The following is a 16354-nucleotide window of genomic DNA, read 5'->3' on the forward strand; positions in this document are numbered from 1 at the left end:
TTCGAAATCTGTCCATTGATGATCAAAGAACGAAAAAATGGTACTCTCCTAAAGGAAGGCACCATTTCTTTGGGTCTGATTATCTGCGTTTTAATAACAGAACGCCACTGATTGCCGACGTTTTATGGCGATAGACCACTTTGAATCCAATATCATTGTCCAGCAAACAGTTCAGTGCATTGATTAGCCGTGCACCGGGAACCAGTGTGAATGTACATGGAGACGTATTACCAATCACGCGCACACTTTGGATTCTGCGCGCAGAACCAGGGACGAGGGGATTTCTTGACCAATAGATTAATACCAGATCCGGTTGCGGAACAGCATTGACACGAGCCATACTAATCATCTCTTTTCTATTAGATTCTCTATAGTAAATGACAATGTGATGTAGAAGGTGCTAGACAAAAGACGTCATGAGCAATAAATGGGGTTAACACCTTCCATTTATATCTAGTGCCTGTGGAATTCACATCAATTCATAGGTATAACAGATACTCATAAATGCATTTTCAATCCCATACATATATTCTGGAGGTGATTGGGATGAGCAAGGAACCTATGGATGAGAATAAAAAGATTGAGCAAAGAAATACCTTTCTTCGGGATAATAAAGGCAAAGAGATGTCTTCCAACGAAGGGGTTAAAATATCAGATGACAGCAACTCGCTAAAAGCGGGGGATCGTGGACCCACGCTGCTTGAAGATTTTCTGATGCGTGAGAAACTGTCTCACTTTGACCGGGAACGCATCCCGGAGAGAGTTGTGCATGCTCGCGGATATGGAGCTTACGGTGAATTTGAGTTATATGAATCACTTGAAGAGTTAACGATGGCTCATTTTCTTCAGAATCCAGGAGTGAAAACACCGCTGTTTGTGCGTTTTTCCGAAGTTGCTGGTTCCAAAGGGGTTAACGAGACGAATCGGGATGTACGTGGGTTCGCCGTGAAGTTTTATACTGAGGAAGGCAATTTTGACTTGGTTGGCAACAATATACCTGTTTTTTTCATTCAGGACGGAGTTAAGTTCCCGGATTTGATTCATGCGGTAAAGCCGGAACCTAACAATGAAATTCCACAGGGCTCTACTGCACACGACACCTTCTGGGATTTCATTGCGAATAACCAGGAGTCGGCTGCTATGGTCATGTGGATTATGTCGGATCGCACGATACCACGGAGTTTTCGAATGATGCAGGGATTTGGAGTACATACCTTCCGACTGGTGAACAATGAAGGCAAATCCAGATTCGTGAAATTTCATTGGAGGCCCGTACTTGGCATGCATTCTTTTGTGTGGGATGAAGCTCAAAAGCTAGGAGGTGCTGATCCGGACTTTCATCGCAGGGATCTGTGGGAGAACATCAATGCGGGCAATTTTGCCGAGTTTGAACTCGGAATACAAGTTTTGGAGGAAGCGGATGAATTCAAGTTTGATTTTGATATTTTGGATGCAACGAAATTATGGCCTGAAGAAGACATTCCGGTGCGAATCATTGGCAAAATGACGATTAACCGCAATGTCGAAAATGTATTTGCTGAAACGGAACAAGTTGCTTTCCATCCAGGGAACATCGTACGTGGCATTGACTTTAGCAATGATCCGTTGCTTCAAGGGCGACTGTTTTCTTACACGGATACTCAATTGGCGAGGGTTGGCACAAATTATCAGGAACTGCCGATCAATCGTCCGATATGCCCTGTACATAACAACCAGAGAGATGGAGCCTCTCGCTATACCATTGATCAGGGGAGAGTCGCCTATCATGACAATTCGCTTGCCAATAACTCACCTTATACTGTGCCGGGAACAAAAGGGGGATTTGTGACATATCCTTCCCCAGTGCAAGGTCTTAAAGAACGGAAAACGGCACCCAGCTTCCTGGATCATTTCTCGCAAGCACGTCTATTCTGGAATAGCATGACAGGCTTGGAGAGAAGCCATATTATTCAAGCACTCACGTTTGAACTTGGGAAGGTAAAGGATGTTTCCATTCGTCAGCAGGTTGTCAATATGTTAGGTCATATCAGCACGGAGCTGGCGACTATTCTGGCCGTGGAACTCGGAGTCAATGTACCTAACGTCCCTGAATCTCCAGTGACGAAGTCGTCACCTGCGCTCAGCATGGCAAATACGGTGTTTTCTCCCAAGACATTGCGTGTCGGAGTGATTGTTGGGGAAGGGTTCGATGGCCCGAGCACACAATACATTTTGGAAGAGCTTAAGGGAGCGGGACTTCAACCGGTCATTGTACATGAAAGACAGGGTGTGGTACGTGGAACAGGGAATGTGGAGCTCAAGGTGGACGACAGCTTTTTGACCGGCTCACCCTTGGTATATGATGGTCTGTTCATTGTTGGAGGACAGCAGGAAAACGATTATGTTCAGAAATACACCCGATCCTATGCGATCGAAACGTACAATCATTTCAAACCGATCGGTGCTACACCGACGGGTGCAGCGGTGATCCAGCCGGTCGGCATTATAGGCAAACCTGGCGTCATTGTGGAACAGCAGCCTGCGGCGTTTGCAGAGCAATTCATTCAAGCGATGACCCAGCAGCGCTTTTGGGATCGGACATAGCCACGTGGGATAAACTGGACATGGGAAGTTCATGCGTCTAAACTAGATAGACCAGACACACTAAGAAGGGATGCGCCGATCCAAACCATGTTGCAGAAATTCGGGTTTACACAATATGAAAGTCAGGTATACGAGGCTATATTTGCCCAGGATGAACCGCTTGATGCCACATCGATTGTTAATTACTCCAACGTTCCCAAAGCCAAAATCTATGAAGTGCTCAACCGTCTGATCGACAAGGGAACGGTGCTGACAACGATGGATGGGAAGAAGAAACTATATATGGCTGTGGATCTTCAGTCTATTATTCATAAGATCAAGGCTGATTTTGAGAAAGATATTGAGGAATTGAAGAGTTACAAAATCAAACGTACATTCACCGATGAACATATCTGGACGTTAAAAGATGAGTCATCCATCGCGTCGAATATCGAACAGCTTATCGAGGAAGCAGATTCATCGGTTCTTTTTCTGGCCTGGAATGAGCGAATGGAGAAATATCGTGAACTGCTGGAGCAGAAGGAAAAGCAGGGCGTGTACGTTGAAGTGCTTGCCGTTGGGGGAATGGAGACATCCTTAAACCGGATATACTCGTTGATTCCATTGCTTGATGCGCCGGAACCATCACAGCTGCTTATTGTGGATCATGAATATCTGCTGTTTGCCGGTGTAGAGCACGATTCATGGCGAGCGATCAAGACGATGTCCAAACCGATTGTTAAAGCGATGACTGATTATTTCTACCATGATGTTGCGCTTACTCAAATTACTAAAAAATACGGTGACCAACTGTTACAGGATGCTGAAATCGAGAAACTGCTCACCAGATTAATCTATTAAAACTATTCTCTTGGAGGATAGTTTTTTTGTTATATCTTTGTTTGAAAACAATCATGAAAATAGCTATTGAAACTTTCATTCTTATGGGTTACTATCGTAGTTGTAACTTTTAGAGGAGGATTCAAAAAATGAATAAGAAAGTATATGTGCTTGCTATCGCAGCATTTGTGGTCGGAACGGTTGAACTGATCTTGGGCGGAATTCTGGACCTGATTGCTACGGATCTTCATCTTTCCTTGGCGAAAGCCGGGTATTTAATCTCTATTTTCTCTCTTGTCTATGCGTTGTCTGCACCGATTTTATTAAATATGACGGCCAGATTCGAGCGTAAAAAAGTATATATGTGTACGCTGTTTGTATTTCTGATCAGTAATCTGATCTCTGCATTTAGTTCCAGCTTTTATATGCTGATGGCGGGCAGAGCACTCGGAGCCGCAACGGGTTCACTTATTTTTGTGCTCTCCCTGACCCTTGCAGCACGTATTGTGGAACCACAATATAAAGGACGCGCCGTGGGGATTATTACCATGGGAGGCAGTGCATCACTTATCCTAGGTGTACCTCTTGGAATCTTTGTAGGTAACTTGGCAGGCTGGCGTGAGGTGTTTATGTTGATCGCTATTCTCACAGCAGTGGTTATGGTGGCCATCTGGATTGCGATGGATCGTGTACAGCCTATTCCTGCTGTATCCCTGAAGAAACAGCTTACGGCACTGTGGAATCCAAAAATGTTGGCAATCCATGCTACAACTTTGCTTGTGCTTGCGGGTCATTTGACTTTATATGCGTATTTCACGCCATTCTTGCAAGAAACGCTGGGTGCCAGTGCGACGATGGTCACCTTTATCTATATGATGTTTGGGATCGCCGCTGTTGCAGGTGGAGGCATTGGAGGCATGTTGTCCGATCGTCTGCATCCTGCTAAAGCCATTATCATTGTGCTGATTCCCTTTATCGTAAGTATGGCTGTCATTCCGTTCAGTGTGGGATTGCCTTTGATCGCCTTCTTGTTGTTGTTAAGCATCTGGAGTGCACTGAGCTGGACCGTTACGCCTGTACAGAATAGTCTCATTATCAAAACGTCGCCGGAAACAGCCGAAACGCTAATCAGCACTAACTCAGGTATTGCCCATGCAGGTATTGCACTGGGTACCTATATCGGCGGCATAGTGATCGATCATTCATCGATTCTGAACACCGGATGGGTTGGTTCTGTTCTGATTCTGCTTGGTTTGGTGACTGCCATCTATGCCATTAGCGTTAAGGAAAAAACCGTTCAGGCGGTTGCTTAGAATAAAGAAATTAGACAAAAAGCTTGAACCTCTGCATTCCCATAGTCTAATGGGTGTAGAGGTTTTTTTGCTGTTTCGCTAGAGTACGCGTCAGTAGAATAAACCATTTTCATATCGAGCAAAACTTGCTTTATTCATACTAATCTATATAATTAAAAGAGTTTTTAAAAGTATTATTTAATGTTGAATTACATGATGTGTAATGAGGGAGCGGTGATCATGACTACGAAGACGGAAAAACAAAAAATGCTGGATGGCGAGCTGTACATGGCTTCGGATCTTCAATTGTCTGAGGACAGAGAGTATGCAAGGAAAATGACGCGGACGTTCAATCAAACGACGGAAACGGACGGTGAGCTTCGCACCAAGTTATTGAAGGAACTGTTGGGATCTACAGGTGAACATCTGGGCATGGAACCTAATATTCATGTGGATTATGGATATAACATTCATGTAGGCAATCATTTTTATAGCAATTTTAACTGTACGATATTAGATGTGTGTGAAGTTCGTATTGGAGACCATTGCTTAATGGGGCCAGATGTGCATATCTATACGGCTACTCATCCACTCCATCCGCATGAACGCAGTACGGGTGCAGAATACGGCAAGCCAGTCACGATTGGCAATAATGTATGGATTGGTGGCAGAGCCGTTATTAACCCGGGGGTTACCATTGGAGACAACGTGGTCATTGCTTCCGGGTCTGTGGTTACAAAGGATGTTCCGGATAATATGATTGTGGGCGGTAATCCTGCCAGAATTATTAGAGAGATTGAGCTTTAACTTATTTTAGATAGAAGATGGGAAGTGCTTACAAAATGATGACTGAAAAAGAAAAATCTCAATTAGGGCTCTTGTATAACGCCAATTATGATCAAGAGTTAATTGAAGAGCGTTTACATGCCAAAGGGCTTTGTTACGATTATAACCAGCTCCATCCAGGCAAGATCAATGAAAGAGAAGCGTTAATTAAGAAATTGCTCGGGAGAACGACCGATCGTTTCCTGATTGAACAGCCATTTGTATGTGATTACGGCTATAATATTGAAATTGGTGAGAACTTCTATAGCAATCATAATATCGTCATGCTGGATGGAGGCAAAATTAGTTTTGGAGATAACGTTTTTGTTGCTCCCAATTGCGGATTTTATACAGCAGGCCACCCTTATGATGTTGAGCAGCGCAATGAAGGTCTGGAGATCGTTGGACCCATCACGGTGGGCAATAATGTGTGGATCGGTGGCGGTGTGACAGTTCTTGCCGGTGTGACGATTGGAGACAATACGATCATCGGAGCAGGGAGCGTAGTGACCAAGAGTATACCATCTGGTGTGATTGCTGCGGGTAGTCCTTGCAGGGTCATTCGCAAGATAACGGAAGAAGACAAAACCAAGTACAGCAGGGATGTAGTGAAGAACATCTAGTGAAGAATAAATAGTGAACAACGTGATAGTCGCTAATGAGAGTGCCCGATGTGTATCATCGGGTGTTTCTTTTTGAAAATAAAAATAAAATCCCCAGACAGAAAACATGCCAAGGTATCGTATAACCGACACTTTTTCATGTGATATGTCTGAGGGATAGAAGAATGTATCTGTTACATTTGCTTAAAGATCCTTAACGCTGCAAACTTTTCCCGTTACTGCTGATCACTTCTTTGTACCAATGGAAGGATTTCTTGCGATAACGTTCGAGTGTTCCTGATCCATCGTCATGACGATCCACATAGATATAGCCATAACGTTTTTTCAACTGGGCAGAAGACGCACTGACAACATCAATGCAACCCCATGATGTATAACCCATAACTTCAACGCCATCTTCAATAGCTTCACCAACTTGAACCAGATGATCATTCAGATACTGGATTCGGTAGTCATCTTCAACTGTTTTCTCGCCGTCAGCACCCGTGATCAACTCATCAACAGCACCAAGACCATTTTCTACAATAAACAGTGGTTTTTGATAGCGGTCATAGAACATGTTAAGCACATAACGCAATCCTTGCGGGTCAATCTGCCATCCCCATTCACTTGCTGGCAGATAAGGGTTAGGTACACCCCCAAGAAGGTTACCTTCACCTGCGATTTGTTTCTCCGGGTCTGCTGTCTGACAGATACTCATGTAATAACTGAAAGAGATAAAGTCTACCGTATTCAGCAACATTTCCTCGTCGCCAGCTTCCATCTGAATCTCGATTCCATTTTCACGGAAGTAACGTTTCATATAACCAGGGTAGCGACCTCTTACGTGTACATCACCGAAGAAATAGTTGCTGTGTTCGAATTCCATGACTTTGATCATATCGTCTGGATTCGGTGTCAGCGGGTAGGTAGGCATACTGAGCATCATACACCCAATCTGTGCCGTAGGAATAATCTCATGACAGAGCTTCACAGCGGAAGCACTGGCTACAAACTCATGATGGATCGCTTGATACAGATCTTGCTTGCTAAGCTTCTCCTTAGGCGTGTAGATGCCTCCACTCATGAAGGGTGCTTCAAGAATCGAATTGATTTCGTTAAAGGTAAGCCAGTATTTCACTTTGTTTTTATAACGTTTAAATACGGCAGTTACATAACGCTCATAGAATCCAACCATTTTTCGGTTAACCCAGCCGTCGTATTCTTTGGACAAGTGAAGAGGTGTCTCATAGTGGGATAGCGTAACGAGTGGTTCGATCCCGTATTTGTGACACTCGTCAAACAGATCATCGTAGAATTGAAGACCTTCTTCATTTGGTTCCAGCTCGTCCCCTTTTGGGAAAATCCGGGACCAGGCGATGGAAGTACGGAATACCTTGAAGCCCATCTCTGCAAACAGTTTCACATCTTCCTTGTAGCGATGATACAGATCGATACCGATCAGTTTCATGTTATCTTCAGTGGGTTCTTCCGTGATTGGACCCATGATGCCTTTGGGAGCTACATCCTGAGTAGATAATCCTTTGCCGCCTTGATTGTATGCACCTTCAGCCTGGTTGGCTGCAATTGCGCCACCCCACAGGAAATTTTCCGGGAATTGATAGGTTTGATTACTCATGTGTATCGCTCCATTCATCAAATTGATTTTAAGATGATTCATATATGACATAAAAAAAGCTTAAACGTTGTAACGGGTTACACGTCAAGTTTTACTTTTGACCCAGATCTGAGGCATACTATTATTCTATAGTTCGTTAGCAAGAAGGGAGTCTCCGATGTCCAAGTTTGATGAAATTATGAAGCGGTCCGGTTACTCAAAAGCGACAGTATCACGCGTGATTAATCATTCTCCGCATGTTAGTGATGAAGCAAGACAGATCATAACGGATATTATGAAACAGTTGAATTATATTCCCAACCGGAATGCGGTATCTTTATCTACAGGGCAAACAAAGCAGATTGGAATTGTGACCTCTACCACAGGTGAGATCATTCTTACATTCATGAATCAATTTATTGATACAGCCATGGATTTTGGGTTTCAGACGATTATCTATACATCCCGTGGAGATCCGGAGATTGAATTGCAGGCGTTCGAAGATCTGCGCAGTAAACGAGTCGATGGGCTAGTTATTATTGCTTGTGTTAATGATCCTCGGAAATTAAAGGCTTATATGGAGTATGGGCCCATTGTCTCCTGGCAGCGAATGGGGAATGACGAGATTCCGTCTGTTGCTATGGATCAGGCAGAGGGGTATAAGTTAGCTCTGGAGCATCTGGTTTCGAGAGGATACACCCGAATTGCAAATGTATTTGGAAGGGCTGAAAGTTTGAATACCCAGAGCCGCCGTGAAGCCTATGAATCTTTCATGAAGAGCAGAGGGTTGCATGTGTGGACTGAAGCATATCAATATTCCGTATTTAGCTCCTCCGATGGCGAAGAAGCGATGCGAAGAATGGCTGAGGGGCCAGAACTTCCACAGGCCGTATTATGTTCCAATGATTATGCAGCCATCGGCATTCTTAGTGAAGCACGCAGACGGAAAATTCAGGTACCGGAACAACTCGCCATTGTGGGGTTTGATGATATCGAGCTTTCCCGTGTTCTTGGAATCACGACCATACACAATCCGATTGCGGAGCAAGCTACCCAGGCTTTCCATCAATTGTGGGCCGTATTGGGTAAAATGGAGTTGCAGACCGAACAGCTGACATACCAGCTGATTGAGCGTGAGACGACTTGAATCCATAAGACTGATGTTGGAATCTGATTTTATGGATTCAATAATTATTCAAATTTGAAGCATCTTCAAATCGGAGTCATACGTTATACTGAATATGAGCTTCAGAACGACATATCTGTACGGAGATGTGGCGTGAGATTTTTGTATCATGTTACAAGTTACATATTTCACAAACGATTAGCAGGAAAGGTGAGAATGGACTTTATGAAAACAGTGACAGGCCGATTCAGAATTGCGGGCATATGGGAGGGCGTATCCTTACTTTTATTGATTTTTATTGCTATGCCTCTGAAATATTTTGCAGATATCTCTTCCGCTGTAGCCGTAATGGGCATGATTCATGGTATTTTATTTCCTTTGTATCTTATTGCACTAGTGCATTTGGCTCTGGTCAAAAAGTGGAAGATAACACGTTGGCTGATGGGTGGACTCGCCGGTCTACTGCCGTTTGGTACTTTTGTATTCGAATCTTATCTTCGAAAGAGAGATTGGAAATAAAAATCAATAAGAATAAATGAAAGCAGGCGACTAATTCAGATGTTATCCGAATTGTCGCCTGTTACTTTCTGTACAAGTTCTACTTTACTGTACCTTGCTGACGATCGGACAATAAGCTGACTCCAATATCGCCTGAGGCATTCGACACAGGTGTATACGCCGAGAAGGAAGTAACAACAACCAGGGCAGTGAACAGAAATAAGAATGATTTTTTCATACCATAACCTCTTTCATATGGGGATATATTCCATTTGATTCTAACGCATATAGGCTATACTTGAAAAGAAAAAGTTTAAATGAGCAAGCTATTGAATGATTGAAAGGGTTGAGCTTCTATGAAAGATATTCATGAGTTAACATCCATAGAAATGGTTGAAGAAGTTATTCAACAACATGAATTGGTTTTTTTGTATGTATCTCGTCCAGAGTGCAGTGTATGTCACTCTTTACTCCCCAAGATCAGGGCGTTGCTTGAACCTTATCCATCAATATACCTCGGTCACATTAATGCTAACGACGTGGAAGAAGTTGCTTCCAAGTTTCTTATTTTTACCGTTCCAACAATGATCATGCTTGTGGAGCAGAAGGAATATATTCGAGCGGATCGTTTTGTTCGCTTGGAACGTCTGGAAGAGCAGTTGCAACAGATTCACTCCATGTATATCCAGGATGAGGAATAGAAAGCTAAAGCTTCATGAACGGCGGCTCATACATGAGCCGTTTTTTTTCGCCCTCAGTGGCATATAGCTATGAATAAAGTACATGATGTTTGAACTCGCAAATTAAAGTGTTGCCATGAAAACGGTTTTATGATAATTTAAACATTATAAAAACGTTTTTATAGTAAAGGAACAAAACTTATGGCAAAGATAACGATTAAAGATGTAGCAAGGGAAGCGGGCGTATCCATATCTACGGTCTCCAACGCCTTAAATGGTGTGGATGTCTTGAACCCGGAGACAAAATCACATGTTCTTAAGGTGGCAGAGCGTTTAAATTATGTGCCCAATCTGAATGGCAAGCTGTTGAAGTCCGGTCAAACCAAAATGCTTGGTTTTTTCACTACAAGTGTATCGGGTCCGTATTTCTATAAGCTGGTTGAGTCAATGTCTCGCGAATGTGATCGTCTTGGGTATGGTTTGAATGTATTTGTGACCAAGGATAAACACGTTATTATGAGTAATATTCTGGGTCGGCGGGTGGATGGTGTCATTATCTACGAAGAGCTTCGGATTGATGAGCAAGATATTATCGCAATGGAGAAAGACAAGATCAAGGCGGTTTTTCTGGATCGGGTCTATCAGAGCGATACGATGGGAAGTGTCATTTTTGACTCGTACGTGGCGGCTTATGAAGCTACCAAGTATTTAATTGGGCTGGGGCACAAGAAAATTGCTTATATTTCGGGTGTGGATACGATGTTTGACAGTGTGCAGCGTAGAGACGGCTATTTGGCTGCCTTGCATGAATACCAGCTTCCAATCGATGAAGATTACATTATACAAGGGTATTTTGAGGAGGAGAGCACGTATAGTGCGATAAAATCTTTTCTTCATTTGCACCCCGGCAAGCGACCTGATGCATTTCTTGCAGGGAATGACTTGAGTGCAATTGGCTGTATGCATGCGTTGAAGTCTGAGGGCTTTGAAGTGCCTCAAGATGTTAGTGTCGTGGGTTTTGACGATATTGATATCGCACAGTATTTTTCTCCACCACTCACAACGGTAAGAAATCAAATTGCAAGACAGGGTATCCTGGCAATCAATCAACTGGTGGGTATGATTAAGGAGAAAGAACAAGGGGCTGCGCAAAAATTGGCGGGTGAGCTGGTGGTTAGAGGTTCAAGCCATGTGAAGATCGACCGGAAAGACTACCGTACATAAGTTGACTCAGCTTCTTCTCCGGTCTTTTTTTACATAAATAAAAACAAAGGGGTTTTTTATGTCGAAAAATAAAAACGTTTTTATATAAATGTATGTATGATGGAGGGGAGTAAAAAAACGTGGATAAATTAGCCGTAGAGACATCAACAGGTAAAAATGCGATCAATCCCAATGGGAAGAAACCCATCGGACAACGGATTAAAGAATTCATAGTCGATTATTGGAGACAATGGGAGATTCAATCGATGATTATCCCTGGCATTATCTTTATGATTATTTTCTGTTATATTCCGATTTACGGTTTGACAATTGCCTTCAAAAATTACACGGTCATTGATACGCTGGCTACCGCTCCTTGGGTAGGGTTGGATAATTTTAGAATCATTTTGTCAGATAAATACTTCTGGGATGCAGTTGTGAATACGTTGGGGATCAGCTTTTTGAAATTAGGTATCGGGTTTGTCATTCCGATCATTCTCGCAATCATGATCTACGAGTTAAACAGCGGACGATTCAAGAAGTTTGTGCAAACGGTTTCATATTTACCTCACTTTTTGTCCTGGATCGTACTTGGGGGAATGCTGATCACCTGGTTTTCGACAACGGGGTTATTTAATCAGTTGTTACTTAGCCTGGGAGTGATCTCGCAACCGCAGAACATCTTGCTGGATGCAGGCAAGTATTGGTGGATTGCTACGTTATCGGATATTTGGAAAGAAGCAGGTTGGGGAACGATTCTGTATCTGGCGATCATGGCAAAGATTGATCCTACGTATTATGAAGCGGCCAAAATTGATGGTGCAAGCCGTCTTAGACAGATCTGGAATATCACATTGCCTAATATGAAATCAATCATAAGCTTAAATCTGATTTTAACTGTAAGCGGTTTATTAGGGTCGAATCTGGATCAGACGCTGGTGCTCATGAACTCCCAGAACCGCGATAAAGCGGAAGTCATCAATTCGTACGTCTACCGTATGGGGATGTCTCAGGGTGACTTTTCATATGCAACGGCCGTTGGCTTGGGTGTCTCCATCATCTCTGTCATTCTGCTCGTCACTGCAAACAAAATCACAAGCAAATTAAACGATAATCAATCTGTGTTGTAGAAGGAGGCATCCCGCGTGAATGGAAAGGTGGCAAAAGAAGATCTCGATAGTCGGATCTTTGATACCTTAAATATGATTTTGTTAATCATCTGTACGATCGTTATTCTGGTTCCGCTCTGGAATGTCATCATCTCTTCCTTTAGTTCAGGCAAAGCGTTGGCGGAAGGTGGATTCATCTTCTGGTCACCGGAATTCTCGCTGGAGAATTACAGAGCGGTATTCAATGATCAGGGCATCTGGCAGGCCTTCTTCATATCAGTTTCCAAAACAACGATCGGCGTTGTTACACATGTGTTCTTTTGTGCCATGGTTGGTTACGGTCTGAGCAAAAAGTACATAAGAGGCCGTAAATTATACGTTGCCATGGGTGTTATTACCATGTTCTTCTCGGGCGGTATGATCCCGACATACCTGTTAATCAAATCACTTGGCCTGCTTAACAGCTTCTGGGTGTACATTATCCCGGCGTTATTCAGCTTCTATGATGTCGTAATTCTGATGAATTTCTTCCGGAATGTTCCGGATTCGCTGGAAGAATCGGCCAAGATTGACGGTGCAGGGGATTGGCATATTTTCCTGAAAATCTTCATTCCACTCTCCATGCCTGCCATGGCTACAATTGCACTATTTAATGGGGTGGGGCAATGGAACGACTTTATGACAACCAAGTTATACATTACCGATCAGTCACTGTATCCACTTCAGATGATGTTGTATGAGATTATCGTGCAGTCACAGACACAATCCATGCAAAATGTCGGGGGTTCGGCTGTTATTGAAACAACGACCAAAGGCGTGCAGTTGGCCACCATTGTCATTACAACACTCCCTATCGTGCTGATCTATCCCATCGTTCAGAGATACTTTATCTCGGGAATGATGCTCGGAGCAGTCAAGGAATAGGAGCAACCAATACCCCATTTTGAGGAGGAACAAAAATATGTTGAAGTTGAATAAGGCATCAGGCAAAAAAGGGATTAAATTGCTCGCAACACTGCTCACAGCCGTACTTATGATTACAGGTTGCAGTGGTGGATCTGGGGGCTCAAGTGAAGGAAACTGGGTTTCCATTGAAGATCGTTATACGGTTGACCCGGAAAAGCCAGCTTGGCAGTTGGATAAAAAGGAAGAGGCTACCGACCTGACATGGTACGTCAATGCGGACTGGTGGAACACCGATTTTGGCAAGGACATTGTTACCAAGAAAATCAAAGAGGATCTGAACATCAATATTAAATTTATCACGGGTGATGATACCAAGTTAAACACCTTTTTCGCCGGTGGAGATATGCCTGACTTGCTGACGGTATTTGACTCCAATTCTCCTGTGGTACAAAAAGCTGCAACTTGGGCGATGCCGCTGAACGATCTGGCGGAAAAATATGATCCTTACTTCAATAAAGTTGCGGCTGCCGATACATTGAACTGGTTCCAATTGGCGGATGGTAAAACCTACGGTTACCCGAACTATTCCAATACGCAAGAGGATTATGATAGCGGTAACATTCCTGCCAAAACCGCATTTATCATTCGTAAAGATGTGTACGAAGCTTTGGGTAGTCCGGTCATTGGAACGCCAGAAGAATTCCAGAGTGTGATGAAACGAATTAAGCAAGAGTTCCCTGCGCTGATCCCGTTTGGATTCAACTCCATTGGTGAAGGAACGGGTTCACTCGGAGATACGTTGCAAGACTTCATTGGTGTTCCGCTTGAGAACGAGAATGGAGAATTCTATGATCGTAACCTGGATGAAGATTACCTCACGTGGTTGAAAACATTGAACACCGTGTATAGAGACGGCAATATCAGTGATGACAGTTTTGCCGATGATGGTACGGCTTTTGAAGAGAAAGTGAAATCGGGAAAATATGCAACGATGTTGCTGGATGGCACACCTCAACAGGGAGGAAACCTGCAAATTTATATGAGCGCCAATGAAGGCAAAGAATACGTCGCCATTGATGGGCCACAGAGTACCAAGGGCAATGAGCCAACCTTGAATCAGTCCGGTATTACAGGCTGGATGATCAACTTTATTTCCAAGGACTGTAAAGACCCGGCCAAGGCAATTCAAATCTTTACGTACTTATTGAGTGAAGAAGGACAGACGCTTATGAATTACGGGATCGAAGGGGAGACCTTCCAAACCAAAGCCGACGGTAGTGTAGAATTACTGCCAGCAGTGAAAGACATGCAACTGCATAATGCGGATCAATTTAAAAAGGATTATCGAATGGGTGAGTTTATGTTCTTCGGTCATGACCGCCACAAAGCACTCAGTGCAGATGCTTTTCCTGAAGCGATTAAACAGATGCAGGAGTGGGGCAAAGGCAAGCTGAAACCACACTTTATTCTGGAGAATATTAGCCCGGATCAAGGTACACCTGAAGCTCGTGCGTTGTCAGCAATCAATACGAAGTGGAATACAACACTGGTCAGTATGGTACGTTCCAAGGATGATGCCTCGTATGACAATGCACTGGCTTCTTACAAGTCATTTTTAGGTGAGAATCGTTGGGAAGAGATTGTGAAGGTACGCAGTGAAAAGATGAAATTGAACAAAGAGAAACTAGGCATTCAATAATAGAAATATGAAGGAGAATCTTATGACTACATTTAAAATGTACAAATCTACGGGTGAAGAAGATTTATTTGTATCTCTAACCCAAGATCAATTGAAACCACTGGATGCTGATAAGGAGACAACGACCATCCATCTGGATGATCAGCTAACGTATCAGGAGATGGACGGATTTGGTGCTTCTTTTACCGATTCATCTGCCTATTTGATCAACCAAATCTTGAATGAGGAACAACGGGATGAGGTCATGACCCGACTATTCCATCCGGAGAAAGGGATCGGGCTGTCAGTCATCCGTAATCCGATGGGCGCTTCGGACTATGCGAGAACGGTATACAGTTATAACGATATGCCCGAACAGCAGACGGACCCGGAATTAACCCAATTTAGTATTTCACATGATGAAGAGGATGTTATTCCTTTAACGCAAAAGGCGTTGGCATTGAATCCTGAAATGAAACTGTTTGCTTCACCATGGAGTGCACCGGGATGGATGAAAACGAGCGGATCGATGATTACCGGACAGTTGAAGGTTGAATGGTATCCCGTTTATGCTGAATATTTCGTGAAATACATTCAAGCGTATGGCAAGCATGGATTACCGATCCATGCCATCACACCACAGAATGAGGCGCTTTATGAACCAAGGCACTATCCCGGTATGTTGATGCCAGCCGAAGCACAAGCAGATTTTATCAAAAACCATCTCAAACCAGCCTTTGTGCAAAACAATATTCAAACCAAGATTCTCTGTTACGATCACAACTGGGATCAACCGGACTATCCCCTGACTGTACTTGAACAAGCGGGAGATGAAGTGGACGGCGTGGCCTGGCACTGGTACGGGGGCGATGCTTCCGCTCAAACGAAGGTTTATGAAGCTTTTGCAGGTAAAGAAGTGCATTTCACTGAAGGCTCAGGCGGGGAGTGGATTCCGCCATTTGAGCAAGCCTTCTCGAATGTGATGCGAACGGGAATCCACATTCTTCGTAATTACAGCAAGTCATTTGTACTCTGGAATATGGCACTTGATGAGAACAACGGTCCTACGGTCCCTGGCTTTGGACAAAGTACGTGCCGTGGCATCGTACAGGTGAATCAGCAAACAAAGGAACTTACGTATACACTTGATTATTATGCTCTGGCTCATTTTAGTGCTGTGATCCGTCCGAAGGCTGTTCGGATCGAATCAACATCCAGTTATGATGGAATTTGTTCTGTGGCTTTTAAAAATGCCGATGGTTCCGTAGCTCTAGTCCTCTTCAATGATGGGGAGAAGACGGGTAACATACAGGTTAAGCTACGCGACGATGTATTGATGAAGTTCCAGCTGGAAAGCAAGAGTGTCATGTCCGTATTGATCACAGATTAATAAATGGATGGAGTTATAACCAGGC

The 16354-nt window shown here is 43.5% G+C and carries 16 protein-coding genes; 13 read left to right on the forward strand and 3 right to left on the reverse strand.

Features of this window, described 5'->3' with window-relative positions:
* Positions 1 to 79 precede the first annotated feature (79 nt).
* Positions 80 to 340 carry a hypothetical protein gene (locus NST38_RS13970; protein ID WP_074094912.1) on the reverse strand — a complete coding sequence of 87 codons (261 nt, stop codon included), beginning with the start codon at positions 338 to 340 and terminating at the stop codon, positions 80 to 82.
* A 206-nt stretch (positions 341 to 546) separates the two neighbouring features.
* Here NST38_RS13970 and NST38_RS13975 point away from each other — a divergent pair, with 206 nt between their 5' ends.
* The 5 genes from NST38_RS13975 to NST38_RS13995 all read left to right on the forward strand — a co-directional run bounded on the left by NST38_RS13975 (position 547) and on the right by NST38_RS13995 (position 6142).
* Positions 547 to 2583 carry a catalase gene (locus NST38_RS13975; protein ID WP_370511403.1) on the forward strand — a complete coding sequence of 679 codons (2037 nt, stop codon included), beginning with the start codon at positions 547 to 549 and terminating at the stop codon, positions 2581 to 2583.
* 87 nt (positions 2584 to 2670) lie between these two features.
* The gene (locus NST38_RS13980; RefSeq protein WP_076249450.1) at positions 2671 to 3423 is read left to right on the forward strand and encodes a TrmB family transcriptional regulator; all 753 of its coding nucleotides are present in this window, start codon (positions 2671 to 2673) and stop codon (positions 3421 to 3423) included.
* Between the two features lie 128 nt (positions 3424 to 3551).
* Entirely contained in the window at positions 3552 to 4715 is a 1164-nt protein-coding gene (locus NST38_RS13985; protein ID WP_076249449.1) for an MFS transporter, read from the forward strand.
* Between the two features lie 219 nt (positions 4716 to 4934).
* Positions 4935 to 5501 (forward strand): sugar O-acetyltransferase, encoded by a 567-nt coding sequence (locus tag NST38_RS13990; RefSeq protein WP_076249448.1) that lies wholly within the window; start codon positions 4935 to 4937, stop codon positions 5499 to 5501.
* Between the two features lie 38 nt (positions 5502 to 5539).
* Positions 5540 to 6142 carry a sugar O-acetyltransferase gene (locus tag NST38_RS13995; protein WP_101314076.1) on the forward strand — a complete coding sequence of 201 codons (603 nt, stop codon included), beginning with the start codon at positions 5540 to 5542 and terminating at the stop codon, positions 6140 to 6142.
* 193 nt (positions 6143 to 6335) lie between these two features.
* Here the strand turns inward: NST38_RS13995 and NST38_RS14000 are convergent, their stop codons facing one another.
* On the reverse strand, positions 6336 to 7760 hold the full coding sequence (locus NST38_RS14000) for a glycoside hydrolase family 1 protein (RefSeq protein ID WP_076249446.1): 1425 nt from the start codon (positions 7758 to 7760) through the stop codon (positions 6336 to 6338).
* 157 nt (positions 7761 to 7917) lie between these two features.
* Between NST38_RS14000 and NST38_RS14005 the strand changes: the two genes are divergently transcribed.
* Together NST38_RS14005 and NST38_RS14010 are read left to right on the forward strand one after the other, a co-directional pair.
* Entirely contained in the window at positions 7918 to 8886 is a 969-nt protein-coding gene (locus NST38_RS14005; protein ID WP_036670760.1) for a LacI family DNA-binding transcriptional regulator, read from the forward strand.
* Between the two features lie 195 nt (positions 8887 to 9081).
* Positions 9082 to 9384 carry a DUF3817 domain-containing protein gene (locus NST38_RS14010; protein ID WP_306068467.1) on the forward strand — a complete coding sequence of 101 codons (303 nt, stop codon included), beginning with the start codon at positions 9082 to 9084 and terminating at the stop codon, positions 9382 to 9384.
* Between the two features lie 79 nt (positions 9385 to 9463).
* Here NST38_RS14010 and NST38_RS14015 read toward each other — a convergent pair whose 3' ends face one another.
* Positions 9464 to 9601, reverse strand: coding sequence for a hypothetical protein (locus NST38_RS14015; protein WP_017688678.1), 138 nt, complete (start codon positions 9599 to 9601; stop codon positions 9464 to 9466).
* A gap of 118 nt (positions 9602 to 9719) precedes the next feature.
* Here NST38_RS14015 and NST38_RS14020 point away from each other — a divergent pair, with 118 nt between their 5' ends.
* The 6 genes from NST38_RS14020 to NST38_RS14045 all read left to right on the forward strand — a co-directional run bounded on the left by NST38_RS14020 (position 9720) and on the right by NST38_RS14045 (position 16329).
* A complete protein-coding gene (locus NST38_RS14020; RefSeq protein ID WP_076249445.1) occupies positions 9720 to 10064 on the forward strand; it encodes a thioredoxin family protein in 345 nt (114 codons plus the stop codon).
* 180 nt (positions 10065 to 10244) lie between these two features.
* Complete coding sequence (locus NST38_RS14025; RefSeq protein ID WP_017688676.1) at positions 10245 to 11267, forward strand: LacI family DNA-binding transcriptional regulator; 1023 nt, start codon at positions 10245 to 10247, stop codon at positions 11265 to 11267.
* A gap of 119 nt (positions 11268 to 11386) precedes the next feature.
* A complete protein-coding gene (locus NST38_RS14030) occupies positions 11387 to 12376 on the forward strand; it encodes an ABC transporter permease (protein WP_218640789.1) in 990 nt (329 codons plus the stop codon).
* A 15-nt stretch (positions 12377 to 12391) separates the two neighbouring features.
* Positions 12392 to 13279 carry a carbohydrate ABC transporter permease gene (locus NST38_RS14035; RefSeq protein WP_017688674.1) on the forward strand — a complete coding sequence of 296 codons (888 nt, stop codon included), beginning with the start codon at positions 12392 to 12394 and terminating at the stop codon, positions 13277 to 13279.
* A 37-nt stretch (positions 13280 to 13316) separates the two neighbouring features.
* Positions 13317 to 14960, forward strand: a complete 1644-nt coding sequence (locus NST38_RS14040; protein WP_076249444.1) for a sugar ABC transporter substrate-binding protein — start codon at positions 13317 to 13319, stop codon at positions 14958 to 14960.
* Positions 14961 to 14982: 22 nt separating this feature from the next.
* Complete coding sequence (locus NST38_RS14045) at positions 14983 to 16329, forward strand: glycoside hydrolase family 30 protein (protein ID WP_076249443.1); 1347 nt, start codon at positions 14983 to 14985, stop codon at positions 16327 to 16329.
* Positions 16330 to 16354: the final 25 nt, after the last annotated feature.

The sequence above is a fragment of the Paenibacillus sp. FSL H8-0104 genome (assembly GCF_038050215.1).
GTDB lineage: Bacteria > Bacillota > Bacilli > Paenibacillales > Paenibacillaceae > Paenibacillus > Paenibacillus amylolyticus.

Bases quoted from the DNA above. Each gene is read 5' to 3' on its own strand.
- NST38_RS13970 (WP_074094912.1), bottom strand. From the start codon at position 340: ATGGCTCGTGTCAATGCTGTTCCGCAACCGGATCTGGTATTAATCTAT.
- NST38_RS13975 (WP_370511403.1), top strand. From the start codon at position 547: ATGAGCAAGGAACCTATGGATGAGAATAAAAAGATTGAGCAAAGAAAT.
- NST38_RS13980 (WP_076249450.1), top strand. From the start codon at position 2,671: ATGTTGCAGAAATTCGGGTTTACACAATATGAAAGTCAGGTATACGAG.
- NST38_RS13985 (WP_076249449.1), top strand. From the start codon at position 3,552: ATGAATAAGAAAGTATATGTGCTTGCTATCGCAGCATTTGTGGTCGGA.
- NST38_RS13990 (WP_076249448.1), top strand. From the start codon at position 4,935: ATGACTACGAAGACGGAAAAACAAAAAATGCTGGATGGCGAGCTGTAC.
- NST38_RS13995 (WP_101314076.1), top strand. From the start codon at position 5,540: ATGACTGAAAAAGAAAAATCTCAATTAGGGCTCTTGTATAACGCCAAT.
- NST38_RS14000 (WP_076249446.1), bottom strand. From the start codon at position 7,760: ATGAGTAATCAAACCTATCAATTCCCGGAAAATTTCCTGTGGGGTGGC.
- NST38_RS14005 (WP_036670760.1), top strand. From the start codon at position 7,918: ATGTCCAAGTTTGATGAAATTATGAAGCGGTCCGGTTACTCAAAAGCG.
- NST38_RS14010 (WP_306068467.1), top strand. From the start codon at position 9,082: ATGGACTTTATGAAAACAGTGACAGGCCGATTCAGAATTGCGGGCATA.
- NST38_RS14015 (WP_017688678.1), bottom strand. From the start codon at position 9,601: ATGAAAAAATCATTCTTATTTCTGTTCACTGCCCTGGTTGTTGTTACT.
- NST38_RS14020 (WP_076249445.1), top strand. From the start codon at position 9,720: ATGAAAGATATTCATGAGTTAACATCCATAGAAATGGTTGAAGAAGTT.
- NST38_RS14025 (WP_017688676.1), top strand. From the start codon at position 10,245: ATGGCAAAGATAACGATTAAAGATGTAGCAAGGGAAGCGGGCGTATCC.
- NST38_RS14040 (WP_076249444.1), top strand. From the start codon at position 13,317: ATGTTGAAGTTGAATAAGGCATCAGGCAAAAAAGGGATTAAATTGCTC.
- NST38_RS14045 (WP_076249443.1), top strand. From the start codon at position 14,983: ATGACTACATTTAAAATGTACAAATCTACGGGTGAAGAAGATTTATTT.